This is a genomic window from Desulfovibrio sp. TomC (assembly GCF_000801335.2).
In the GTDB taxonomy this organism is placed as follows: Bacteria; Desulfobacterota; Desulfovibrionia; order Desulfovibrionales; family Desulfovibrionaceae; genus Solidesulfovibrio.
Window position 1 is genome coordinate 59,519 of sequence record NZ_JSEH01000017.1, and the last position, 23,939, is coordinate 83,457.

Consider the following 23,939-nt stretch of genomic DNA (forward strand, 5'->3'; position numbering starts at 1 on the left):
AAAGGGAACGAGAGCCTTTTGGCCTTCCTGGGGTGTGCCTTGCGCCGCAAGACAGCTTAAAAACTTCTCCAAGTGCAGGGGTCCGGGGGGATCATCCCCCCGGCCGCCGGAGGCACTCTTCCGTCTTTTCCCTGCTCCACGTTCGCTTTTCGCTTATGGGCCAGTCAAATCAAAGGAACCCCAGGTGGGATTCCAAAGGGCTCAGCCCTTTGGCCGCCGGAGGCCTCTTCACCTTTGTCTTCGCCTTTTCTCCCCTCTTGCTCCCATTACCCTGCGTCGCTGACCATCCAGTAGCCTTTGCGCGGCTGCGGGGTGAAGGGGCGGCGGCCGAGGGCGCTGCACAGGCCGTTGGCCACGGCCAGGAAGCCCGGCATGGTTGGTGTTTCGGGCGGGATGGCGGTGAAGGCCCGGGCCAGGGCGTCGGTGATGGGATCGGGGGTGGCGGCCGGTTCTTGGCCGAGGTAGTGGCGTGAGCCGGCCAGGGTGCGGGCGTCGGCCAGGCGTTCCAGCTCCTCCTGGCCCAGGGTGTAGCGGTCCAGGGCAAAGGGGCGCGGGGTGTTGATGCGGAGGGCGGCGGCCTGAATGGCCTCGGCGAGGGCGGCGTCGAAGGCCTCGGGACACAGGGCGCGCACAGCAGCCCCGACAAACCAGTTGCCGGCGGCGCGCAGGATGTGTTTGCGGGCCACGGCGTGGCCATGCAGGGACACGCCCCAGACCTTGGTTGAGGAAAAAAGCCGGGGCATTTTCTCGCACAGGGCGGCGTGGGCCAGTTCGGACAGGACGTCGAGGCGGTGGGCTGGCTGGCGCGGCGAGACAAAGACGTGGGTGCGGGTATCGGGGTTGGACCAGCCTTCGGCGAGGTCGGCGTCGGAAGGCATTTCCTCGACGGCCCAGGTCAGGCTTTGCCGGACAGAAGCAATGGCGTCTTCCACACAGGGCACAGGGGACCTCGCAACAGCGGCTTCAGATGGCGTGACACCGGGGACAGGGACAAGGGAAAGGCCGGAGACGGCAGGTTGCCGGAGGCGGGCGGCCGGGGTGGGTCGCCTGCGAACGCGGCCCGGCCCGGCTTTTGCCGGGCGCCGGGCCGCGCCTGGATGTCGAACAGATCGGCCGGTGTTACTCGGCGACGACCTTGCGCCGTCTCTCCCACAAACGCATGTCCTTCATCTTTTTGCGACGTTCCCGTTGCAGGGACTTGGCGGCCAACGGCGCGCCCTTCTTGTAGCCGTACTTGGCCCGGTATTCTTCCGGCGTCAGGTTGTGGACGGCAAGGTGTTTTTTGGTCAGCACCTTAAAGGCCTTGCCGCACTCCAGGCACACCACACTGCTTTCCTTGATGGCTTTGGCCGGGTCAAGGACCGGGGCTGCGGGTTCGGCCGGAGCGGCCTCCGCTTCCGCTACGGCCTGGATGCCCGCTGCCACATTACGCAGCATCGAGGTGATCTCATCGTCGGTCATGGTCCTGACCGAAGCCTGGGCCTTGACGATCTCCAAGGCGGCTTTCAAGTAGTCTTCCATTTGCATCTCCTGCTGATGACTTTGAAACCCCATAAAATGATCAAAGCTGAATTGCAACTAAATTTACAATACAGGAATTGAACTTGTTACTGAATGAACAAAGTGCCCGGCCTGCCCGGACTCATGCCTCATCGGCATGATGATACAGCAAGGTTAAAACGGTGATGTCGTCCGCCTGCTCGGCTTCCCCGGCGAAAGCATTCACGGCCTGCATGACGGCTTCGTCCAGGGCCTGGGGGGAAAGGGCGGCGGCCTGGGCCAGGGCGTCGTGGAGCCGGTCGGCGCCGAACAGTTCCAGGCCGGGGTTCATGGCCTCGGTGACGCCGTCGGTGAAGGCCACGAGCTTTTCGCCGGGGGCCAGGGTCACCGTGGCCGTGCGGTAGACGCTGTCTTCCATGACGCCGAGGAACAGGCCGCGCGGCAGGGCCAGCCAGGAGACCGTGCCGTCCGGGGCAATGCGGGCCGGGGGGTTGTGCCCGGCATTGGAAAAAGTGAGCTGGCCGGTGGTGAAATCGAGGATGCCCAGGAACATGGTGACAAAGAGCATGGACTCGTTGTCCACGCACAGTTCCCGGTTGACCTTGGTGAGGATCTCGGCCGGGTCGGACTCCTGCTCGGCAATGCCTTTGACCAGGGTTTTGGTCACGGCCATAAACAGGGCCGCCGGCACGCCCTTGCCCGAGACGTCGCCGACCAGCACGAGCAGCCGGCCCGGCCCGATGAGAAAGAAGTCGTACAGGTCGCCGCCCACTTCCCAGGCCGGCACGAGGTCGGCGTGCAGGGAAAAGGCGTTGATCTCGGGAAACGGAGGGAATTTCTTGGGCAGAAAGCTCATCTGGATGGTGCGGGCGATTTTCAGTTCCGACTCCAGCCGTTCCTTGGCCTTGGTGGTGGCGGTCAGGTCGGCGATGTAGTCGCGCAGGGCCAGGCGCATCTGCTCAAAGGAGCGCGACAACGCGCCCACTTCGTCGGAACCGGAGGCGACCGGCACCGGGGTGTCGAGGTTGCCCCGGGCGATCTGGGCGGCGGTGGCGGCCAGCCGCGACAGGGGGCGGGTGATGGTGGCGGCGATAAAGGCGATGACCAGGAGCAGGACGGTAAAGCCGGCTCCGCCGAGAATGGCCACTTCGCGGCCGAGCTTGCGCAGATCGGCAAACAGTTCGTCCTCGGGCACGATAACGCCCATGGACCAGCCCGTGACCGGCATGGGGGCGAAAGCCAGCCAGGCGGGCTTGCCGAGGATGAAGTCGGGCAGGCGGGCAAAGCCTTCTTCGCCCTGGATCATGCGGCGGCCGATGGCGCGCAACAGCGGACTGCTGCTCGCCTCGGCCAGACTGAAGATGCTCTCGCGCATAAGCAGGCGGTTGTCGGGGTGGGAGACATAGGTGCCGCCCCGGCTGATGAGGAAGGCGTAGCCGGAATGGTACAGGGAGATTTTGGCCACCTGCCGGCGCAGCCAGTCCAGGGAGACATCGGCCGTGACCACGCCGAGAACGGCGGTGGTGTCGTCTTCGGCCCGCATGATGGGGACGCTAAACGTGGTCATGACGATGTCGCCGCCGGCTTCGTCGAAATACGGTTCGCTCCAGACCGGGCGGCCCAGTTCCTTGGGGATGAGGTACCAGTTCTCGAGTTGGTAATAGTCCTCGTAGCCAAGCGGCACCCGGACCACGGCGTCGCCCCGGCGACAGTAGTATGGAGCGAACCGGGACTGGCCGGCAAAAACGCCCGGCTCAAAGGCGGCGGCCGTGCCGAAGACGTCGGGGTTGGTTTGCAGGAAATCCTGGAGCGACCGCTCAAGGTCCTCGGCCGGGGGCAGCTCCCGGGCCAGACCCCGGGCCAGAAACCGCGGGATGCGTTCGATGCCGGACAGGGGGGCTTCGATGCGATACACCGCCCCGCGCAGCAGATTCTTGGCGTTCTCGCGCACCCCGGCCAGGATCATGGCCTTGGAGGACTGGTAGTAATAGGCAAAGGCCGCCGTGAAAATGAGCGTGGCGCTGGTCAGGATGCAAAAGGCCAGCCGGAAGGCCAGACCGCGCGAGAGGCGCACGTCAGGGGAGGGGGACATGGAAAGCCTCATATTCCGGGACAGCGGTGATCAGCCCGACACGGCGCAGGGCCTGGGCCGTGGTCTCGTAGCGTTCCCTGGCAAGCGTTCCCAGCGGATCGGCCTCGGAGGTCATGGCCTGTTTGATCTGGGCCAGCATCCATTGCTGGTGCATCCGGTTGGTGGGCAGATGGGCGGCCGAAACATGGCTCATGACGATGTCCAGGGCCTCGTCGGGATGGGCAAAGGCATAGCGCCAGCCCGCAAGGGAGGCCCGGGTGACGCCCCGGACCAGTTCCGGGTCGTTTCGGGCGGTTTCCTCCAGGGTGTACAGGCCGTCCTCGGGCAGGTCGAGGCCATGGTCGGCCATGGAGAACACGGTGAGTTCCTCGGGATCAAGCCCGGCGTTTATAATGGCGTGGTATTCGTTGTAGCGCATGGCCGAGCAGGCGGCCACGCCGCCGCGCAGAAAGAGATCCACGGTAAAGCCCTGGGGCACGGTGGTCACGCGGAGGCCGTTTCGCCGGAAAAAGGCCTGGGTGGCCATGCGAAATTCCGGTCCCCAAAGGCTCACCCGGCGGCCGTCGAGGTCGGCCGGGGCCTGGATGCCGTCGGCCTTCCTGGCGATGAGCAGCAGGGTGGAATGGGGGACGAACTGGGCCAGATTGACCAGCGGCAGGCCGGCGGCGCGTTCCTCGATGGCCGTGGTCAGGAAAAAGGTGCCGAACTGGGCCGTGCCCTGGCGCAGGAGTCGGGAGGGCGGTTGCCCCGGGCCGCCGCGCAGGATGGTCAGATCCACCCCTTCGCGGGTGTAAAAGCCTTTGGCCAGGGCCACGTAATAGCCGGCGAATTGGGCCTGCGGTTCCCACTGGGGAATGAGTGCGGCCTTTTTCAGTGGCTCGGCAGCGCAGGCAGCACTCGCCAGGGCCAAGGCAAACAGCCCGGCCAGGATGGTCCAGACGTGATAATATCGCCATTTTCCGCGCAGCATGGACTCTCGCATAGTCCTTTCATGCGGTTTTGCCTAGAGGCCGCAGAAGAGCGGCGCAGGTGAACCGGCGGCGTCCGGCCTTGCCGTTGTTGCGCGTCAATCCGGGCGCTTTCGCGGCCAAAAGAGCGCAAGGGCCGTGGTCGAGAACACAGCCAGGGCGACGTACTGGGAGGCGGAGAGGCCGTAGTAGAGGCCGCGGATCACGTCGCCGCGCCAGTATTCCAGGAGAAACCGCAATACGGCATAGCCCATGAGATAGGCGGCGGTCAGGCGTCCGGGCGACAGCGGGGCGGCGCGTCTGGAATAGAGCAACAAAGCGGCAAAAAGGAGCAGGTTGCCCAGGGTTTCATAGAGTTGGGAGGGATGGACCGGCAGGGAGGCCACGGCTCCGGCTGGCAAGAGCCCCTGGCTGCGCTGCTGCAAAAAGGCCGGGGAACCGGCCGGAAAGGGAATGCCCAGGACGCACTGGGTCGGCGCGCCAAAACAACAGCCGCCGAAAAAACAGCCCAGCCGGCCAAAGGCATGGCCAAGCGGCGCATAGAGGCACACGGCGTCCAACAGCGGCCAGGGCGAGAGGCGGGAGAGCCGGCAGCCAAGGGCGATGGCGGCCAGCATGGCCAGGGCGCCGCCGTAAAAGACCAGTCCGCCCGAGGCGACAAGGCCCCAGGTCAGCCGGCCGGCCAGCACGGCGTCCTGGACGATGGGGATGATCCTGGCCCCGAACAGGCCGACGGGCAGGGCCGCGAGGAAGAGCAGCCGATAGCGCGGCCGGGCCGGGTTGTCGGCCAGCTCGCGCATGGCAAAGGCATAGACCAGCCCCATCCCGACCAGGGACAGAACCAGATAGCCGGCTTGGAGAATGGCAAAGGCGGAAAGGCCCGTGGCCCGGGACAGGACGAAGGCGAGGAAAGCGCCCATGGGGTGCGGGAAAGACCCCGGCTACTTGCCGCACTCGAAGCACGAACACTTGGTGCCAAGGCAGCCGCAGGAGGCGAATTCGCAGCAGGAGGCCCCGGAGGCGGCGTCGGCAAAGGCGGCGTAGGACTCGCCCGGCGCAGTGCGGGCAAAGGCAAAGAGCGATCCGACAAGAATCAGGCAGACGGCGACGGCGACGATGAGGGTGCGTTTCATGCGATACTCCTGCGCAAAGTGCTTGGCCGCCCCTTTTACGTCATGGCCGGGCGTGGCGCAATCCCTTCAGGAGCCGGACAACCGGGCCAGGGCGTCGGTCAGGGCGGCGGCGGCCACGGCGTTGTCGACATCCGCAACGGCCTGGAGAAGCAGGGGAAGCGCTGCCCGTTGGCGGGCGGCCACGACGGCGCGTTCAGCCGGGGTGCGGCTGGCCCGTTCGTTGGCCACCGCCTGAAACAGGCTGCGGTAGGCCGCGACCATGGCCGTCGTGTCATACCTCTCCCGAAGCGTCGCACCAGCCGCGCCCAGGCGGCGGCGAAGGGCCGCGTCAGTGGCCAGCCGGGACAGGGCGGCAGTAAAGGCCTCGTCGTCGCCGCAGGGAACCACCAGCCCGTTTTCGCCGTCCAAAACCAGTTCCGGCAAGGCCCCGGTGTCGAAACAGACTACGGGCACGCCGCAGCACAAGGCCTCCAGCACGGCCAGCCCGAAGGTGTCGGCCAGACTGGGATAGGCGAAAATATCCGAGGCCCCGTAGGCCGTGGCCAGGAGCCCGGGGTCGTCGGTGTGGGGCAGGTTGACGATGGGCAGGCCCGAGTCCTCCGTTGCGCCGCCGATATTGAGCAGGGTCAGGCCCGGGTGGAGCGAAACGAGGCGCGACAAGGCGGCGATGAGATGCCCGCCGCCCTTCCAGGCATTGGCCAGACCGCCGCTGGCGCAAAAGGACAGGATGGTCGCTTCCGGCGGCAGGCCCAGGCTCTGGCGGGCGGCGGCCCGGTCCCGGGGGGCGAAGATGGCGGTGTCGATGCCGTTTCGGATGACGTGGATGGGCAGGTGGCCCAGGAAGCTTTTTTCCGCCAGACGGGCCAGCCATTGGGACGGCACAACGATATGGGCGTCGAGGACCTGCCCGGCGGCCTGCTTGTCGCGCCACAGCCGGGCGGTCGTATCCACCGACAGGCCGGGGTAGATGGCCAGATCCGGGCAGTGGCCGCAGCCGGTCCGCCATTTGTCGCAGGCAAAGGCGTGGGCGCAGTTGCCGGTGAGCGCCTGCATGTCGTGGAGCGTCCAGACCAGCGGTTTTTCAAGGCTCCAGAGCGCGGCGGCAAAGGGATGGACGTAGCCGGTGTGCAGGTTGTGGCAGTTGACGACGTCGCAACGGCCGATGGCCTGTTGCTCGGGCCAGACAAAGGCCCCGGTCAGGTCGTAGTCGGGCAGGCCGGCGGCCTTGGCCGCCTCGTCCCTCCCCTTGGGGGGGGAGTGGTCGGCGTAGGCCGGGACGGTCTCGATCCAGTAGTCGCGGCGTTTTTTCTTCCAGACCAGATAGGTGGCGTCATCGGAACCGGCGTTGAGCCCCTTGGCCAGGGAAAAAGCCACCTGGGCCGCGCCGCCGTAGGTGTCGAGCTGATTGACCAGGGTCACCCGCAGCCCGTCCACCCGGCCCAGGACGCGCTTGACGAAAAAGGGGTCGGTCAGGCCCATGTTGCGCTCGGCCGGGGCACGGCGGGCCAGCTCGCCGGTCAGGGTGCGGATGCGGCGGCGGTAGTCGGGATGAGCGGCCAGTCGGGCCAGTGTTGCCCGGCCGTCGACCGGGTAGGGGGCGACGTCCAGGCGGCCGGCCAGGACGTCGTCCCACAGGGCCTGGGCCTGGGCCGGATGGTCGCCGTGGTACGGTTCGATCCAGCCGGGCTGGTCGCACACGGTAAAGAGGTTAAATGGATCGCCAAGGCCCAGGTAGTGGGTCTCGACCCAGTCCGGGAGCCGCTTGCAGTGGGGGACGTCCCAGGTGGCGTAGTAGGCTGTTTTGTCGCGTACCTGCCCGGGAAAGAGCAGCGAATAATGGAACAGGCGCACGTCCAGCCGTTCAAGGGTTTCGGCCGGCAGGGGATTGACGGCGAACTGGTCGAGCCCCCGGGCGTCGATGACGGTGGGCGGCCGGTGGCTGGCGTAGCGGCTGCCCGGGGCGAAGCGAAACACCCGGCGAAAGATGTCGCCGCCGGCCAGCAGATAGGCGCTGCCGTTTTCAAACTGGGGCGCGGCAAAAAAACTGCGTTGGCGAAACGCCGCCGCGGTCCAGCCGGGATCGTCGGCCAACAGTTCCAACACCAGCTCCATGTCGCGGTCGCGGTAGAACTCGTCCACGTCCACCTGCCAGAGGTAGTCGCCCGTGGTCCGCGCGGCCACGGCTGCAAACATGGCGTCTTTTTCCTCCCAGGGGCCGTCCCTGGTCACGATGGTCAGCTTGTTGTCCGGGTCCTCCTTGGCCTTGAAGGCATAAAGCGCCTCCAGGGAGCCGTCCCGGGAATGGCCGTCGGGCCGGGCCTGGCCCATGGCCCGGACGACAGCCCCTTCGGCCACGATGATCTGGTGGGCGTAGGGATAGAGGCTTCGCAGGCAGTAGCGGGTAAACGGCTCGCCGTTGAGGACAATGACGCCAAAGGTCACGCGGGGCCGTCTCATGCGCCCGTCTCCGGGAACGCCTCCGCGGTTTCGTCCCGAAAGATGACCGGGGCGTCAAACGGGGCAAAGGGGATGAGTTTTTTTTGGCTCAGGCGCGGGCGCACAAAGACCGTGGCAACAGTGTTGAGCATGGCGGCGGCAAAGGAAAAGGAGCTGTTGGAGATGGCCAGGGCCTGGGCCTTCGTCAGGACGTAGAAGTCGGGATAGGCCTCATCGGCGCTTGGAGGCAGGCCCGGCAGATCGCCGAGATCGGCCCGGGAGGCCGGGGCGTAGTCGGCGAATTCGGGCAGCACGGCCTCGGGATCGTCGCTGGCGATGTAGAGGAGCGGGGCCGCAAGCGTGTCCCAGATGGTCGCCAGCCAGTCGCGGTACCACCGGCCCGGGGCCACGAAAAAATGGCCGCAGCCGTAGTCGCCGCGCCGCAGATGCAGGGCAACGAGGGTCTTTTTTCCGGCCATGATCCGGGCCAGGGCCGCGTCCAGGGGGGCGGCCACGGCGGCAACCGGAGCCAAAAGCGCCCGGAAGGCGTCCCGGTCCGGGGCGTAGAAACTGGAATGGTACTGGAAATAGCCCCACAGATCGACGTTTTGCAGCGGTTTGCCGGACCCGGCCACGGCGTCTTCGGCCGCAACCGGCGAGGTCTGGCGCAGCAGGGGCAAAGCCCGGCGCGGCAGCGGATCGCTGGCTGCAAAAAGGACATTGCCGACCCAGGCCGGGAGAAAGGCGGTCAGGCCGTGGCGGGCGGCCTGGAGCTTTACAAAGGCGTACTGGAAGAGCTGGTTGGCAAAACGGCCGTTGTGGCCAAGGCTGGTCAGGTGCAGTTCGCGGCGGCGCACGAACAGGGCGTCGCCCCAGCTCGGATCGTAGGGGCACACCGACGCCTCGCAGACAAAACCCTGGTCGTGCAGAAAGGCGGCCAATTCGTGGAAAAACGTCCCGCCACGGTAAAGCTCCCGGAAATTGATCTCGGTATTGATGGCTTCGATGTGGGGCAGGACCCCGAGCGCGCCGCAGAGAGCCGGCAGCTCCGCGCCCTGGATGTCGATATTGAGCAGATTAAACGTCGCCGGGTCGAGGCCCAGGCGGTGGAGCAGGGCGTCCAGGGACAGGGCCGGCACGGTGATGGTCCCGGTCTCCACAATGCCGGGATAGAGCGTCAGGTGTTCGCCAAAGGGCAGGACCGAGCTGCTCTGGTCCATGCTGGCGACATGGAGCGTGACCGCGTCGCTGCTGCCGTCGGTGACGGCATATTCGGCCACGATGACGTCGGGTTGGCCGGCCACTGCCTGGCGCAGCCGGTTGGCCACCTCGGGGTTGGCCTCGATAAAAAGGACCGGTGACGCGCCCATCTTCCGGTACAGGGCCAGTTCCCGACCCTCATGCGCGCCGATGTGGATGACGCCCCGGGGCGTCACCCCGTTTTGGGGCAGGAGTGCCGGCAGAGCGAGCATGGCCGGGGCATCGCCGCGAAACCAGCCGAGATGGCGGCGATGGAGGACCAGAAAGTTGTCGTGGCCGTAGGTTTCAAGGCGTTCGTCCCAGGATTCGATGGCCACGAACCGGCCGTCGCGCCAGGCCATGAGCACGTAGTCGCGAAAACGCAGGAAGGCAAAAACCCCGGCCAGGGTCATGCCGGCATCGGCAAAGGTGCCGCCGTATTCAAACTGCAGGGCGTCCACGGCCCCGGCCGCGAGCAACCCGGCGGCCCCGGCCAGCACCTCGGCCTCGGCTCCTTCCACGTCGATTTTGAGATAGTCGATGTGGTGAATCCCGTGCTCGGCGCAGTAGGCGTCCAGGGTGGCGCAGGCCACCTCGATGGGCTCTGGCGCGCCGACGCTGCCCCGGGCCTCCTCGCCGCGACGCCGGAAAAAGCCGCTCCAGGAGGGGCTGTCCTGGTAGACATGAAAGCGCCGGCGGGCGCTGTAGCCGCCAAGGGCCAGAGGGTTCAGGCGGGCGGCGGGGAAATGGGCGGCGGCCGTCTTGGCCAGGACGCCATAGGCTTGCGGGGCCGGTTCAAAGAGATGCAGATTGAGGGCGGCGGCGTCCGGTTGGCCGGCCAGGGCCGCCACGGACCAGCAGCCGATATGCGCGCCCACGTCGAACACCACGGCTCCGGGCCGCAAAAAACGCCGGGCCGCCAGCATCTCAGGACTCTTTTCCAGGCGCGCGGTCCCGGCCCGCACGCGCTTGGCCCAATCAGGCAGACAAGGGTCAGCCATGGGACGGGGCGAGGGTTTCCGGGCGGCCGTGGGGAAAGAGGGTTTCCCACAGCGAGGCCGAGGCCCGGGGAATGGCGATCAGCACGTCCTCGTGGAGAACCACGTCCCGGTCGGTTCCCGCGCCAAGGGCGGCCAGCACCGTGTCCAGACTCGGCCAGTGGCTGGCGTCGTGGGGCGGCGGCGGCGGCGAGGTCAACAGCCGGGCGTCGTCGATCAAGACGACGTGCGGCGTGTCCGAGGTGACGATGGCGGCGATTTCGGCCAGCAGCGGACATTCGTCGCCGCGCCCGAAGCTGGCCTCGCCGCAGTAGTGGGCGTCGAGCCAAAAAACCGCCGGCCCGGCCAGCCGGGGGAGCAACTGCGGCAGCAGTTCACGGCTGTCGCCGGCCAGCGGCAAAATGCCCTTGCGCCCGGACAGGCGCTCATGGGCGGCCTCGGCCAGGGCAGGATCGGCCTCCATGGTGATGACCGTGTCAAAGAGGTCCCCGGCCATCAGGGCGGTATCCCCGGCGGCCGTGCCGGTCTCCACGAATATCCGGAATTTTCCGGTCTTTTTGACGGCCTCAAGCAGCGGCTTCGGCGCTCCGGGGTGGACAATGCCCATGGCGGTCCCTTCTCAGTTGAATTTGAGTTGCAGGTGGATGGTGGTGGCCCCGTCTTCAAAGGAAATGTTTTGCAGCATGGACTGGCGGTTGACGGTGTAGGTGTCGGGCGGGTGGATGTCCACCCGGGTGACGTCCTTGCGCCCGAGTTTCACGGGCACGCGTTTGCTCCCGACCTTGAAGAGGATTTCCGTGCCGTTTTGGTACCAGAAATAATAGGTGCGGTTTTCGGTAAAGAAGAACGGCGGCTCATAGGTGGGGATGTCCCGGGCCAGCGGTTTTTCCAGGGCCATGTCCACCCGGTAAATGTCCGGGGCCACCTTGACCAGATTGATGGAGGTCATGGCGTAGCGGCCCGTGCTTTCGGGATTGCCGGTGCGCAGCATGGCGTAGCCGGCATTGATCTGGAAATCGATGGGCGCGGCCGGCAGGTCCTTGGTCTTGCTCTGGAAAAAACGGGACAGGGTCTGGCCGGAGTCGTCAGCGGCCCGGGCCGGCAGGGCGGTCCCGGCCAGGACCCAGGCCAACCCGGCCAGAACGGTCAGCAACAACCGGCAAAAATATCGCGACATGAGGAGCCTCCGCGCCCGCCCCGCCCTGGCGGACGAAACGGAAAAGGGGTAGAGGGCTTTTCGCCCCGAAAAATTCTACCGTGCGATAGCCATGAACGCAACGACACCCACCCAAGGCGACGATATCGCCGCCATTTTGGCCAAGGCCCGGACCGGCAGCCGCATCACCCCCGACGAGGCCCTCATCCTGGCCCTGGCCGCACCCCTGCACGATCTGTGCGCGGCAGCCATGGACGTGCGTCTGGCCCGGCATGGCAAGGATGCCTACTACGTCCATAACGTCCATATTAACTTCACCAATGTCTGCGTCAATGCCTGCCGGTTTTGCGCCTTTAGCAAGACCAAGGGCGCAGCCGGGGCGCGCACCCTGTCGGTGGCCGACATCGTGGCCGAACTGGCGGCCCACGGCGACGCCCCCATCCGCGAGATCCACGTGGTTGGCGGGCTTAACCCCGAGTTGCCGCTGGAATATTATCTCGACATGCTGCGCGGCATTGCCGCCCAGTGCCCAGACGCCGGCATCAAGGCCTTTACCGCCGTGGAAGTGGCCCATCTGGCCGATACGCGCGGGGTCTCGGAGTTTGAGATCCTTTCGGCGCTCAAGGCTGCGGGGCTGATGATGCTGCCGGGCGGCGGGGCCGAGGTGTTCTCGCCGAGCCTGCGCGAGAAGCTGTGCCCGGAAAAAATTTCCGGCGAACGCTGGTTGCAGATCCACGCCACGGCCCACGGCATGGGGCTGCCCACCAATGCCACCATGCTTTTTGGCCATATCGAGAGCTGGTCGGACCGGGTGGCCCATCTCTCGGCCCTGCGCGATTTGCAGGACCTGACCGGCGGCTTTACCTGCTTTATTCCGCTGGCCTACCAGCCGGGCAACAACGCGCTCGGAGCCAAAGGCCCGGATGGGGTGACCGTGCTGCGGGTGATGGCCCTGTCCCGGCTGTTCCTGGACAACATCCCGCATTTGAAGGCCTATTGGGTCATGCTCGGCATCAAGACGGCGCAAATGGCCTTGTGGGCCGGGGCGGACGATTTCGACGGCACCATCATCGAGGAGCGCATCGGCCATGACGCCGGAGCCGCCAGTCCCAAGGGCCTGACGCTGGCCGCCCTGCGCCACGCCATCGAGGCCGCCGGCATGGTCCCGGTGGAGCGCACGCCGGATTTCCGGCCCATCCGGTAGCCGACGCTGCCGTCAGGCGGTTTGAAAAAGACAATGGGCCGCTGCTTCCCTGGGAAGCGGCGGCCCGTTTTGTTTTTTTGGGGGGGGCCGACCCTGCGGTTGGCGACAACGGAGGCAGAGTCCTCCCGGGGAGTTCCTGCATGGGGCCACCGCGCCGGGAGCGGTCCGGGAATGCGGGGCCGACCTCAGGCGTCAGGCCTCCAGCGTCTTGGCCATGAGGCACACGGACAGGGCGATGCCGTCGGCCAGGGGTCGGCGGGCGGCCGAGACAATGCCGTAGCCGTGGCGCAGATAAAACGACAGGGCGTTTCGTGAGGCGCACAGTTGAAGCCCTGCGATCCCGCGCTCCCGGGCCAGGGCCTCGATGGCGGCAAGCAATGTCGCGCCGGTCCCGGACGGAGCTGTGGGCGCGGCATAGAGCAGACTGACCTCGAAACCGGTCAGCGAGACCATGCCGCAGATCGTCCCGCCGCACAGGGCGGCCAGGATGGTGTTGCGCGTATCGGCCAGCATGGCGGCAAACCGCTCCTTTGTTCCCCGGGCCACCCAGGCGGCGCGTTCCCTGGGACCGTAGGCCTCCCGGGCCTTGTCTTCGATGGCGGCGGCAAACACCCGGGCCAGGGCCGAAGCGTCCTGCCCAGTGGCCGGCCGGATACACAGTGGTTCCATGTCGCTTCGTTACCGGGAACGGGGCAGGGAGCAGGCTGCCGGCCGGTGGGGGGTGAAACGCACAGGCGGCGACACAAGGGGCGCGCCCATGGCCTTGGCCAGGCCGCGCAGCAACCCGGCGAACACCAGGTTGTGCGGGATGAGCAGGGCATACCAATACACCAGTCCGGCCAGTCCCCGGGGCAGAAACTTCGAGTGGACCACAATCTCGGTGGCGTCGCTTCCGGCCGGGGCCAGTCGAAATTCGAGCAGGGCATCACCCGGGGTGCGCATCTCGGCCAGGAGCACCAGCCGCTTGCCCTCGTCCAGGGCCGCCACCCGCCAGAAATCGAGCGGATCGCCCACCCGGAGCGTCCCGCGCCGGATGGTCACCCGGCCAAGACCGACCCCGCCTGCCAACTGGTCCAAAAGGCCTCGAATCCGCCACAGGACGTTGCCGTAATACCAGCCCGTGTCACCGCCGATGCGGGTCAGCGCCTCCCAGGTCCGGGTCGTGTCGGCCCCGATCGTGGCCCGGTAGCCGCATTCGTAGAGGGCGCCGCCGGCATAGGGCGCATCGCCGCAGCCGGCCCATTCCGGCGGGGCAGCGTCGCCGGCGTCGGTACATGTGGTCTCGACGGCGTGCTGGCGGACCTTGTCCAGGGCCAGACGCACGGCCTCCCGGGTAGTGAGGCGCGCTCGCGGCACAAGCTCGAGGATGCGGTTGTCGTGGCAGATGACCTCGTTTCGAAGGCCCTCGACCAGCGGGACGATCAACGAGCGGGGCAGCGGGGTGACGAGCTGGAGCCAGTAGGTCGAAAGGCGCGGGGTCAGGACCGGCACCGGGATGATCCGGCGTCGGGGCAGTCCGGCTTCCTCGGCGTAGATGGCGAAAATGTCGCCGTAGGGCAGCACGTCCGGGCCGCCGATATCCAGGATTTGGCCGGTGGTGCGGGGTTCGGCCAGGCAACCGACGAGATAGCCGACGACGTCGGAGATGGCGATGGGCTGGCAACGGTTTTGCACCCAGCGCGGGGCGATCATGGCCGGCAGGCGGTCCACGAGGTAGCGCATGATCTCAAACGAGGCGCTGCCCGAGCCGAGAATCATGGCGGCGCGCAGTTCGGTGACCGGCACGCGGCCATAGCGCAGGATTTTGCCGACTTCGTGGCGCGACTTGAGATGATGGCTCAGGGCGGCATCGTCGTCGCGGCCAAGGCCGCCGAGATAGAGGATGCGGGCGAGTCCGGCGTCGTCGGCGGCCCGGGCCATGACCATGGCGGCTTCGCGGTCGGTGGCGGCGAAATCGCGGTTTCCCGGGTGCATGGAATGGACAAGGTAGTAGGCGGCGCTGCAGCCGGCGGCGGCGGCACGCATGGCCGGCAGATCAAGGCTGTCGGCCTGGGCCAGTTCGATGTTGGGATGGCTGGCAAAGGGGCGGCAGGCGAGTTTGTCGAGCGACCGGGCCACGGCGCGCACGCGATAGCCGGCGGCGAGCAGGGCCGGGACTAGCCGGCCGCCGACATAGCCGGTCGCGCCGGTGACGAGAATGGGGGCGTCGGTCATTGGAGCGTCCTTTTTGGGGCGACCCGATCCTAGCAGGGGGCCGTGTATGAGGCAACGCACCAGATTATTTTCATGAAATGGCGAACGGGCCGGAATTGGTGTTGACAAAACCGCGTTTGGGTTCTAGTTTCCGCTCCTCGCGTCGGGATGTAGCGCAGTCTGGGAGCGCACCTGAATGGGGTTCAGGGGGTCGGAGGTTCAAATCCTCTCATCCCGACCAGTGATTTCAAGGGGTTAGATCGAAAGGTCTGGCCCCTTTTTCTGTTGGATAACCTGCCTGGATAACCTTTTGGCCAGGGATTCCAAGGGCATGGATCACCGGCCCGACCCCTTATCCCCAAAAACAGGGGGTCGGTAAGATTTGTCTGGGAAATCAGTATGATGAGTGACTTCCGATGTTATCCTCGGAGAAGTGGATATTTCAGCGGGAAACAGGATCGGTGATGCGGGCAAAGTGCCGAGAACATCGCAATAGCATGGAGATATCTGTTATGATGAGAGATTTCTCTGCTCCCCCTCGCTGGCGGTTCCTTCTCTGCGCCGTATTGCTGTTAGCCGTTCACCTGTCCGCCTGTGCAAAGCCTTTGATCCCCGTAGTGGCCCATGCTTCACCGCCGGCGATTCTCAGCCTCGTCGACAAGGCCGGCATCCGTGATGACCGCGCCCGTTTCCGGGAAATAATGAACGCCATTATGGCCGACCATGGAGCTGGCCTGCCCGATAATCGCCCCACCGACGATGACAATATCCTTTGGCATTTGGGCGGTGAAGCGCCTCCTTCGGGTAAGAGCGTATCGCTGGCCCCTTCATCTGCTGGCTTGCGTTTGGTGCTCGTGCCGGGGGTATTGGCTCAATGTGTTTCTCAAAGCTCGCTGCTCTTCGAGGACGCACGGGCTAATGTCGAGCTTCGGGGCTATTCCACCACCTTGGTAAGTACTGGCGGGCGGTTAAGCAGCAAACACAATGCGGCCATCATCCGTGATTCCGTAGCTGTCCTGCCCAAGGAGGACAAACTTGTCTTCGTGACCCACTCCAAAGGTGCCGTGGATGTTCTGGAGGCCTTGACCTATTTCCCTGAAATCATCCCTCGCACTGTGGCCGTAGTCAGCGTGGCAGGCGCAATAAATGGCTCCCCCTTGGCCGACACGTTCAGCGACGGTTTGTTCCGCCTCGCCGAATCCATGCCCCTATCCTCGTGTCCTCCGGGTGAAGGCACGGAGGCATTCGACAGCTTGCGCAGACCCGTTCGGTTGAGCTTTCTGGCCGAACACCCACTGCCCGTCACGATACGTTTTTATTCCTTGCCCGCCTTCGCCACTCGCGAGGATATATCCCTGTTACTTAAGCCATTCTACGACATCCTGGCCAAGACCGATCCCCTCAACGATGGTCTGGTCATTGCCTCTGATGCCATTTTCCCCGGTGCCACCCTGCTTGGTTACCCCAACGCCGACCACCTAGCCGTGGCCATGCCCTTCACCCAGCGGGGTCTGCTGCGCACCATCATCAATAAAAACGCCTATCCCCGGGCTGCGTTGCTGGAAGCCATTGCCCGGTATGTCGAGGAAGATCTTGCCAGAAAATGACGATGCGGGTGCGCCGTAGGGGTGTTGTTAAATCCGCTCATGCGACCAGTGGCTTCAGTTGGTAGGTTGAAGGTCTGCCCCGTTTTCCCTAAAATCAAGGGGTCGGAGAATACTCCTGGAAATTCAGCGTGTTCGCTATTGCGAGGAGAACATGGACTTCAAGGTGCTTGCTGATCTGATCGAAAATGGCCTGCCGTTCCAGAAAATGCTCGGCATTCGCGTTGCCTCGATTGCGGAGGGCCGCGTCCGGCTCTTTATTCCTTTTCGCGAGGATCTCATCGGCGACGCAAGGCGGCCCGCCATCCACGGCGGCGTCATTTCCACCCTGGCCGACGTCTGCGCCGGGTTTGCCGTCTGGACTCGCTGCCGCCTTAATGACCGTATTGCCACCATCGATCTGCGGGTAGATTATTTGCGGCCGGCGACGGCCCATGACCTCTACGCCGAGGCGACCGTGCGCCTGCTCGGTAATCGGGTCGGCAACGCCCAGGTGGTGCTGTGGTCGGATGGTAGCCCGGACGAACATGTGGCCGAAGGGCGTGGCGTCTACAATATTCGACGCAGCCAGTGACAGAATTGCCGGCTCTCTTAAGGGGGAGCACAGGGTAAAAGAGCAGCATCACCTTGATCCGAGTATCCAAGGAGTCAGCATGCATCCACTTCGTCAGAAAGTTTCAGTATATGATGTGGTTGCCTGGAGCCTCGCCGGCTTGGGCCTGCTGCTGGTTTTCCCGCTCCATCTGGTCTCCGCTATGATGTCCGGCCTGCTGGTCTTTGAGCTGGTACAACTGGTCGCCCCGTCGTTACGCGTTACCAGGATCGGACATAGGCGCGCTAAACAGGTTGTGGTGGGCGGCTTGGCCATCCTTATCGTCGCCGTCCTGGCCTTGCTTGCCTGGAAAATTATAGTCCTTTTTCACAGCGAAACCACCAGCATCCCGACCTTGCTTCAGAAAATGGCAGAAGTCCTGGAGAGTCTGCGCGTCAGATTGCCCGATTGGATGGTTGCTGTCTTGCCTGATAACACTGAGGATATTGGCAAGGAAGTGGTGACGATCCTGCGAGAACGAGCGACAGCCATGCAGGAGGCTGGCAAGGGCATAGCGCAGCTTCTGGCACATGTCCTGATTGGCCTAGTGCTTGGGGCCGTGGTCGCTTTGATTGGCGAATCCTCGGAGGAGGAGCACCGTCCACTGGCTGCAGCTCTTCTGGAGCGCGTACGCCGCGTCTCTGCTGCGTTTCGGGCCGTCGTCTTCGCCCAGGTGAGGATATCCGCCGTCAATACTGCGCTGACGTTCATCTACCTGCTCGTGGTCCTGCCCACCCTGGGGTACCATTTACCATTGGCAAAGACCCTGGTGGTCATCACCTTCTTGGTTGGGTTGCTCCCGGTCGTTGGCAATCTTGTCTCAAACAGCATCATCGTTGTCGTGAGCCTCAGCGTCTCGTTTACTATTGCTGTCTGGTCCTTGGCTTTTCTCGTAATCATCCACAAACTCGAGTATTTCCTCAATGCCAGGATCGTCGGCGGCCAAATCCATGCCCGGACCTGGGAGATGCTGCTGGCCATGCTGGTTATGGAGTCCGCATTCGGGCTGGCTGGACTGGTGGTCGCCCCGATCTATTACGCTTATCTCAAGAAGGAATTGATCGACCGGGAACTCGTCTGAAAGCTCCCCCGACAGTTTGTAAAGAAAAACAGCACGTTCTCGCCTTAGGACGGAAACCGACGATGACCTTTTCGCCGAGAATGATCGGGGGGCACGAAACATCGGGGTTGAACTTGCGAACAGAATCTATCGCCTTGGAGTCGCTCGTTGCCAGATAGAGTACCCACGAGGCATCGTATAGTTTTCCACTCGTCAAGGTGCCAAGGGCGGAGGTGGACAGGGTAACTATCTGAATTTGGGGTGCATCGGAATCAGGAGCGACTCTACACGGCTATAGAGTGCCTATATAGCCGTCGAGATGACGCTTGAGGGCAACCAGCGTTAATGCTACCCCGTCGCAATGTTTCAGCGCCTGAAGAACGAAAAGCCCTGGGCGATCCTGAAAGTCTCCCGCCGGCAGTACGAAACGAAAAGGCCGTGGGTCGCGGCCAATATGCCACGCCAGAAATTCGAGGAACTCCTCACCAGCCTACCAGATGGGTTCGTGGACCACTGCCACCGGGATGTCGACGCCGAAAAATTGGTCGAAGCGATGTTTGGGAAGGTGGAGTAGCTCATGGAGTGGGTCATTATCGGCGTCGCCGTGCTTGTCGGCTTAGCCCTGGCCGGTCTGCTCGTCTGGAAGGCCAAACATCAGCCCGGCAGCGTTCACGGGGACTTCCGCTTTGACCAACACAAGGGCTTGGAGACATCCAAACGTGGGCTGTTCGACAAGACCAAGTTTCGGTGATCCGGCGAGCTTGCGCCTGCATGTGCCAGGGAATCGTCATGCTGATCGGCCTGGGGGTTATCATCCGCAGAAAATTCCGCTAGGGTCGAGCTATGACCAAGCCCACTATCACTTTTCGCCACGGCGGTGATCCCATGGGCCTATAGTTGGCTACGCAAAACCGGCCTCAAGGATGAGGTACGAGAATTCCAGGAGCGTGGCCAGGGCATTCAGTCCTTCCACGAAATGTTGAACCTAGTGCTGGAGTACGTCAACGTGGAGCGAGGATAAGCGCGTCATTCGTTGAGGAGCGCCTTCAGCCTCCTGCCCGCCTTGAAGAACGGCAACCTCTTTGGCTCCACTGTGACCGCTTCACCGCTCTTGGGGTTCCTGCCCGTATAGCCCTCGTAATCCTTCATAGCGAATGAGCCGAACCCGCGAATCTCCACCCGGTCGCCCTCGATGAGCGCCTGCCTGATTTTCTCGAAGAAGACGTTTACGAAGTCGGCCGCCTCGTTGTCAGGCGTGTTGAACCGTTCACCAAAAACCTTGATAAGTTCGCTCTTGTTCATACATCCCCCTGATTCTGTGATGATAGCTGCAACCGACCACGCGGGCAAGAGGATGTCGCCACTATCGGCACCCTGACCGCCACAAAGGGGAATAGGCCTTTTCTGCCCACCCCCTTTCGTTGAGATCATTCTGCTGGACGATCCCGCGATACTCACCTCTGCTACACAACCGGCGAAGTAGGACCGGGTACAAATTTTTGCTCCACGTTGGCGCTCCTTCAAGTATGGGTACAAGATCTTGTACGATTCGTGGAAAGGTTTCTCTGAGGATGGGCTTGTAAGACTGACGTAACCAGCTAAATTTTCGTTAAAAAATCCTATTGGTGCTCAGCTCCCTCCTTTGGCCCGGCTCTCCGGTTATGCCCGCCATGGTCTTTCCGTCTGTGTCTTCACATCCCTCAGTCTAGTATAAAATCCTGTACTCTATTGGATCAGACAGGAGAGCGCCGGCAGAGAAAACGCCTACACCCGGGTTGCGTTGCTGGAAGCCATTGCCCGCTATGTTGAGGAAGATATTGCCCTAAGATAACTAGATTTTAGCTCAGTAGGTGTAGGGGCCTGACCCTTTTTGGCGTCATCGGGCTGATCCCATTCATGAAAGTCAGGGGGGCGGTTCATCCCTGCTGCGGGACGGCGGTTGCTCCGCTGCCCAGGATCGGGCTAGTATTGGGGTGATCGTAACCATAATCATCATGGCAAGGAAAAACGGATGGAGATTCTCAGGCGCATATCGGCATTTATTGGGGAGATGGATTTCGCGGTGCTGAGCTCCATGACTCCAGATGGCCCCTGGACCTCGCTTATGTCTTATCTGCCCGGTTCGGACGGACTGACGGTCTATCTGGCCATGTCCACGGGGTCTTATAAGGCGAAGCTCATGCTCGAAAACCCGAAAGTCGCGCTGCTTATCGACAACCGTTGCCGTCACACCGACCCGAGGAGGGTCACGGCTCTGAGTATCCACGGAACGGCCGAATTCATCACAGCCCGCATCGAGCGAGTGAGGATTTGTGCAGCGTTCCTGGGCCATAGGTCACACTTGGCTGAGTTGCTCGACCGCTCCGATATCGGCATTGTGCGCGTAACGCCGAAGAGCTTTCAACTGTTAGACGGGGTGGACAAAGGGTATTTCATCAAACACGGGGAAGCTGGCTGGCTCCTTGAATAAGTGCGCTCGCTGATCTGATCGAAAATGGCCTTCTGTTTCAGAAAGTGCTCGGTATCCGCGTGGCCGAGATCGGGCAAGGCCGCGTCCGGCTCTTCATCCCCTTCCGCGAGGACCTCATCGGCGATGTTTGGCGAGCGGGCTCACCATCACGGCGGCGTCACTCTTGACCCTAGCCGATGTCAGCGCTGGGTTTGCCGTATGGTGTGTTACGCGCGATAGTTCCCCACTGCCTCTAGCCTCAGCTGGCGCAACTTCTGGTTTTCAGTGGGCACGCGATTCGGCGCAGAGGTGGACTTGCGGTCAAGGGCGTCCTGATGCAGGGTGGCCGATATGTATATAAAAAAGGGAGCGCTCGCCATGCTGCTGGTGGTCGGTATGGTGGCGACGGCAGAATACTTCGGCGTCCAGGAAATCATTTTCCCGGAGATCGCGGCATTGGCCTTCGGGGCCTGGGTCATGGAAGAGCGCCCCTGGCCGGGGCCGGTCTGGACCATATGGTTTTCTCCAACCTTGGGTGCTCTGACCGGCGTTGTGCTCATGCGCCTCCTGCCTCTGTCCCTGGTGGCGCTGACCGGTTTGGCCTTCGTTTTTGTCCTTCTCCAGTTGAAGCTTGCACGCTCTGCTATGTCCCCGTCGTTTTCGGCGGCCATCCTTCCCATCATCACTGGCATCCACAGTTGGGCCTACCCGGCCGCCGTGTGCCTCATGACCGGGGTCATCGCCCTGGTGACCCAGGCCCACTTTCAGGGTGATCCGCCTGAACCTTCCTGCCTGCCACATGGTCAGGGCGCGCCTTCATCGCTTGCTTGGTCCTGCCGGCATTACGGTAAGCTTCTGTTCTTCATCCTGGTCGTGGCCTTGTTCGCTACCACTTGGGGTGGCCTTTTCATGATAGCCCCACCGCTCATCGTTGCCTTCATCGAGATGACTCACCCGGGGAGCGCCTTGCGGCAAAAGTCAATGCCGCGCCTACTTCTTCTGTTCACGTGCTGTGCCCTGGCCGGCGCGGCTTGCATCGCTCTGGTCACCCGCGCCTTCTCCGGGCCTATGTGGCTAGGGGCCGGCCTGTCCCTGGCCTGCGCTTTGGCCATTTCCAAGGTGCTACACCTAGCCTCACCGCCAGCCATGGCCCTGGCGCTTCTGCCAACAATCTTGCCGCAAGAAGTCCTACTCGTCTATCCACTACAGGTCATGGCCGGCAGTGCCATCTTTATGGTTTTCAGCCACATTTGGTTCAAACCCGAGGTTGCAAACCAAAAATAAGGGGGAGGCCTTTCGGCCCCCCCCCTCGTGTCTAATGCGCACTCAGTCCGTCAAAGTAGGTTCCAGTCGGTGATGTAGGCATGGTCCCGGATGAACCGGGCGATGGCGAACTTGAATCGAAGGCCATGGCCTTCTCGGTGCCGTCGGAATTCGGCAACGCGGTGATGCACTTGGCGACCGTCTTTTCGGCGAGCCGCCCGAAGTCGATGCCGTCGATTTCCCGGACCAGGGCCTGGGAGGTTGCCGTCAGCCCGCAATGCCCTGGCCGAATACGCGACCAAAGTCCCGGCACTGCCCGAGCGCGTCGTCATCCGGATTCCAAAGGGCACGAATGCCGTCGGAGACAACTTCGAATCCGCATTCCTTCAGTTGCGCCGTGAGAAGTTTGACGGACTCACCGCTCCAGCCATAGGCCCCGAAAGCCGCCGCTTTCTTCTTCTTGAAGCCCAGGCCGCGCACCATCTCCAGGAACCCGCCCAGGGACGACAGATACCCCCGATTGATGGTCGGGGAGCCCACGAGCAAGGCTTTGGAACGGAATACCTCCGTCACGATATCGTTTTTATCGGCTTTGGCGGCATTGAAAAGTTTCACCACTAGGGTCGGGTCGGCTTCGTGCACGCCTGCGGCAATGGCTTCCGCCATGCGCCGCGTCCCGTTCCACATGGTGTCGTAGACGATAACGGCTTGATGTTCCTGGTAATCCCCGGCCCATTCCAAATACTTGGTTACGATCTGCATGGGATTGTCACGCCAGATGGTGCCATGACTTGGGCAGATTATCTTGAGTGGAAGGCCAAGTCCGGCGAACTCCTCGATCTTGCGTTTGACCAGTGCGCTGAAGGGTGTGAGGATGTTGGCGTAGTATTTGATGCACTCTTCCATGAGCATGCAAGGATCGACGAGGTCGTTGTACATGCCTTCGGAAGCTAAATGGTGACCAAAAGCGTCGTTGCTGAAGAGAATCTCGTCACCTGTCAAATAGCAGAACATGGTGTCCGGCCAGTGGAGCATAGGAGCCTCGATAAAGAGCAGTTCTCGACTTCCCAAGCTGAGGCGTTGACCGGTTTTGACCACCTGGAAGTTCCAATCCTGGTGGTAGTGGCCTCTCAGGGATTTGACACCGTTGGCCGTGCAGAAAACGGGCACATTCGGAATGAGCCGCATGAGCTCCGGCAATCCTCCGCTGTGGTCGCTTTCGGCATGGTTGGCGATAACGTAGTCGATACGGTTGAGGTCAACGACGGTTTTGAGCTGGTCGATGAACTCGCCTGCGAATGGAGCCCAGACCGTTTCCACCAAGGCCGTCTTCTCGTCCTGCACGAGATAGGCGTTGTAGGTGGAGCCGCGATGCGTGGAGTATTCCTCGCCGTGGAAGCGTCGCAACTCCCAGTCGCGTTTGCCCACCCAGGTAACGGTGTCGGTGACCTTGAAACTCATGCCTGTCTCTCCTTTTCGGGGGCTGCCTTCATGGTTCATTCTGGCAGATATTCAGCGGCCAAGTCATCCAGGAGCCGGTGAAAGGCCTCGTGCCTGCCCGGTCCGATGCGTTCCTCTTCCAAGCGCTCGAAAGCCTCGTGCATCGTCGTCAGGGCGGGCGTGCCCAGCAGACGTTCGGCCATGGGAAACAAGACCGTATTTTCTTTAGCGATGTGCTGGGTTAGCAATTCGATGTAGGCCAAGGCCGGGGCGACGAAGGATCGGGGGCCAGCGCTGCTTGCCAGGGCGGCGTCCATTTCGCGAATAAGTCCACGCCCGAGCGTATGTTCGTGAAGCATGACCCCGATGGGACCGCCTTCACGCGGCATGCCCGCAGCCTCCAACGCAGGGAAGAGGATGTCTTCCTCCTTGCCGTGGTGGCATTTGTCGGCAAAAATTTTGAGAAAATCGAGGATGCCCGTGAGCTCGGCGGCGGGAACGGTTCCACCTGCTTCGATGTGCGTGGAGATTGCCCGCATGACGCCCAGCATGCGAAGAATGCCTTCATGTTCCGCTCGTAGGTCGTCTGTCGCTGTCATATGCTCTCCGTGA

The 23,939-nt window shown here is 63.2% G+C and carries 23 protein-coding genes and 1 tRNA gene; 9 read left to right on the forward strand and 15 right to left on the reverse strand.

Going from position 1 to position 23,939, the window contains the following annotated elements:
• Positions 1-266: 266 nt before the first annotated feature.
• The 10 genes from NY78_RS15765 to NY78_RS15810 form a co-directional block, all read right to left on the reverse strand.
• Positions 267-941 (reverse strand): hypothetical protein, encoded by a 675-nt coding sequence (locus NY78_RS15765; RefSeq protein WP_043637933.1) that lies wholly within the window; start codon positions 939-941, stop codon positions 267-269.
• Between the two features lie 178 nt (positions 942-1,119).
• The gene (locus NY78_RS15770; RefSeq protein ID WP_043637935.1) at positions 1,120-1,521 is read right to left on the reverse strand and encodes a MucR family transcriptional regulator; all 402 of its coding nucleotides are present in this window, start codon (positions 1,519-1,521) and stop codon (positions 1,120-1,122) included.
• A 121-nt stretch (positions 1,522-1,642) separates the two neighbouring features.
• Entirely contained in the window at positions 1,643-3,592 is a 1,950-nt protein-coding gene (locus tag NY78_RS15775) for a SpoIIE family protein phosphatase (RefSeq protein WP_156180964.1), read from the reverse strand.
• Positions 3,576-4,562 carry an ABC transporter substrate-binding protein gene (locus NY78_RS15780; RefSeq protein ID WP_043637939.1) on the reverse strand — a complete coding sequence of 329 codons (987 nt, stop codon included), beginning with the start codon at positions 4,560-4,562 and terminating at the stop codon, positions 3,576-3,578. Before NY78_RS15780 ends, NY78_RS15775 begins: the two co-directional genes overlap by 17 nt.
• A 96-nt stretch (positions 4,563-4,658) precedes the next feature.
• A complete protein-coding gene (locus tag NY78_RS15785) occupies positions 4,659-5,480 on the reverse strand; it encodes a prolipoprotein diacylglyceryl transferase (protein WP_043637941.1) in 822 nt (273 codons plus the stop codon).
• Positions 5,481-5,501: 21 nt separating this feature from the next.
• The gene (locus NY78_RS15790) at positions 5,502-5,693 is read right to left on the reverse strand and encodes a hypothetical protein (protein ID WP_043637943.1); all 192 of its coding nucleotides are present in this window, start codon (positions 5,691-5,693) and stop codon (positions 5,502-5,504) included.
• Positions 5,694-5,759: 66 nt separating this feature from the next.
• A complete protein-coding gene (locus NY78_RS15795) occupies positions 5,760-8,150 on the reverse strand; it encodes a glycosyltransferase (RefSeq protein ID WP_043637945.1) in 2,391 nt (796 codons plus the stop codon).
• On the reverse strand, positions 8,147-10,369 hold the full coding sequence (locus tag NY78_RS23200) for an FkbM family methyltransferase (protein WP_053062244.1): 2,223 nt from the start codon (positions 10,367-10,369) through the stop codon (positions 8,147-8,149). Before NY78_RS23200 ends, NY78_RS15795 begins: the two co-directional genes overlap by 4 nt.
• Positions 10,362-10,973 (reverse strand): hypothetical protein, encoded by a 612-nt coding sequence (locus tag NY78_RS15805; RefSeq protein WP_043637947.1) that lies wholly within the window; start codon positions 10,971-10,973, stop codon positions 10,362-10,364. The genes NY78_RS23200 and NY78_RS15805 overlap by 8 nt, the downstream gene beginning before the upstream one ends.
• Before the next feature lie 12 nt (positions 10,974-10,985).
• Complete coding sequence (locus NY78_RS15810; RefSeq protein ID WP_043637949.1) at positions 10,986-11,543, reverse strand: hypothetical protein; 558 nt, start codon at positions 11,541-11,543, stop codon at positions 10,986-10,988.
• 91 nt (positions 11,544-11,634) lie between these two features.
• On the opposite strand from NY78_RS15810, the gene NY78_RS15815 reads away from it, so the two are divergent.
• Positions 11,635-12,726 (forward strand): radical SAM protein, encoded by a 1,092-nt coding sequence (locus NY78_RS15815; RefSeq protein WP_043637950.1) that lies wholly within the window; start codon positions 11,635-11,637, stop codon positions 12,724-12,726.
• A gap of 192 nt (positions 12,727-12,918) precedes the next feature.
• Here the strand turns inward: NY78_RS15815 and NY78_RS15820 are convergent, their stop codons facing one another.
• Complete coding sequence (locus NY78_RS15820; RefSeq protein ID WP_043637953.1) at positions 12,919-13,395, reverse strand: GNAT family N-acetyltransferase; 477 nt, start codon at positions 13,393-13,395, stop codon at positions 12,919-12,921.
• 9 nt (positions 13,396-13,404) lie between these two features.
• Positions 13,405-14,940: an SDR family oxidoreductase gene (locus NY78_RS15825; RefSeq protein ID WP_043637955.1), complete on the reverse strand. Its 1,536-nt coding sequence runs from the start codon at positions 14,938-14,940 to the stop codon at positions 13,405-13,407.
• Between the two features lie 143 nt (positions 14,941-15,083).
• Between NY78_RS15825 and NY78_RS15830 the strand changes: the two genes are divergently transcribed.
• From NY78_RS15830 to NY78_RS25285, 6 genes are all read left to right on the forward strand, one after another.
• Positions 15,084-15,160: transfer RNA gene (locus NY78_RS15830), tRNA-Pro, on the forward strand.
• A 271-nt stretch (positions 15,161-15,431) separates the two neighbouring features.
• Entirely contained in the window at positions 15,432-16,526 is a 1,095-nt protein-coding gene (locus tag NY78_RS24810; RefSeq protein WP_047960228.1) for an alpha/beta hydrolase, read from the forward strand.
• A 151-nt stretch (positions 16,527-16,677) separates the two neighbouring features.
• Complete coding sequence (locus NY78_RS15840; RefSeq protein ID WP_043637958.1) at positions 16,678-17,097, forward strand: PaaI family thioesterase; 420 nt, start codon at positions 16,678-16,680, stop codon at positions 17,095-17,097.
• Positions 17,098-17,176: 79 nt separating this feature from the next.
• Positions 17,177-18,196, forward strand: a complete 1,020-nt coding sequence (locus tag NY78_RS15845) for an AI-2E family transporter (protein ID WP_043637961.1) — start codon at positions 17,177-17,179, stop codon at positions 18,194-18,196.
• 340 nt (positions 18,197-18,536) lie between these two features.
• On the forward strand, positions 18,537-18,749 hold the full coding sequence (locus NY78_RS25280) for a hypothetical protein (RefSeq protein ID WP_043637963.1): 213 nt from the start codon (positions 18,537-18,539) through the stop codon (positions 18,747-18,749).
• A 3-nt stretch (positions 18,750-18,752) separates the two neighbouring features.
• The gene (locus NY78_RS25285) at positions 18,753-18,926 is read left to right on the forward strand and encodes a hypothetical protein (protein WP_197084265.1); all 174 of its coding nucleotides are present in this window, start codon (positions 18,753-18,755) and stop codon (positions 18,924-18,926) included.
• Between the two features lie 275 nt (positions 18,927-19,201).
• Here the strand turns inward: NY78_RS25285 and NY78_RS15855 are convergent, their stop codons facing one another.
• Positions 19,202-19,477, reverse strand: a complete 276-nt coding sequence (locus tag NY78_RS15855) for an HU family DNA-binding protein (protein WP_043637964.1) — start codon at positions 19,475-19,477, stop codon at positions 19,202-19,204.
• A 709-nt stretch (positions 19,478-20,186) separates the two neighbouring features.
• On the opposite strand from NY78_RS15855, the gene NY78_RS15860 reads away from it, so the two are divergent.
• Together NY78_RS15860 and NY78_RS15865 are read left to right on the forward strand one after the other, a co-directional pair.
• Complete coding sequence (locus NY78_RS15860) at positions 20,187-20,645, forward strand: pyridoxamine 5'-phosphate oxidase family protein (protein WP_043637967.1); 459 nt, start codon at positions 20,187-20,189, stop codon at positions 20,643-20,645.
• Positions 20,646-20,975: 330 nt separating this feature from the next.
• Positions 20,976-21,908, forward strand: coding sequence for an HPP family protein (locus tag NY78_RS15865; RefSeq protein ID WP_043637969.1), 933 nt, complete (start codon positions 20,976-20,978; stop codon positions 21,906-21,908).
• Positions 21,909-22,154: 246 nt separating this feature from the next.
• Here the strand turns inward: NY78_RS15865 and NY78_RS15870 are convergent, their stop codons facing one another.
• Both NY78_RS15870 and NY78_RS15875 read right to left on the reverse strand, forming a co-directional pair.
• Positions 22,155-23,348: an anaerobic nitric oxide reductase flavorubredoxin gene (locus NY78_RS15870; RefSeq protein ID WP_043637971.1), complete on the reverse strand. Its 1,194-nt coding sequence runs from the start codon at positions 23,346-23,348 to the stop codon at positions 22,155-22,157.
• Between the two features lie 35 nt (positions 23,349-23,383).
• Positions 23,384-23,926 carry a hemerythrin domain-containing protein gene (locus NY78_RS15875; protein WP_043637974.1) on the reverse strand — a complete coding sequence of 181 codons (543 nt, stop codon included), beginning with the start codon at positions 23,924-23,926 and terminating at the stop codon, positions 23,384-23,386.
• Positions 23,927-23,939 lie beyond the last annotated feature (13 nt).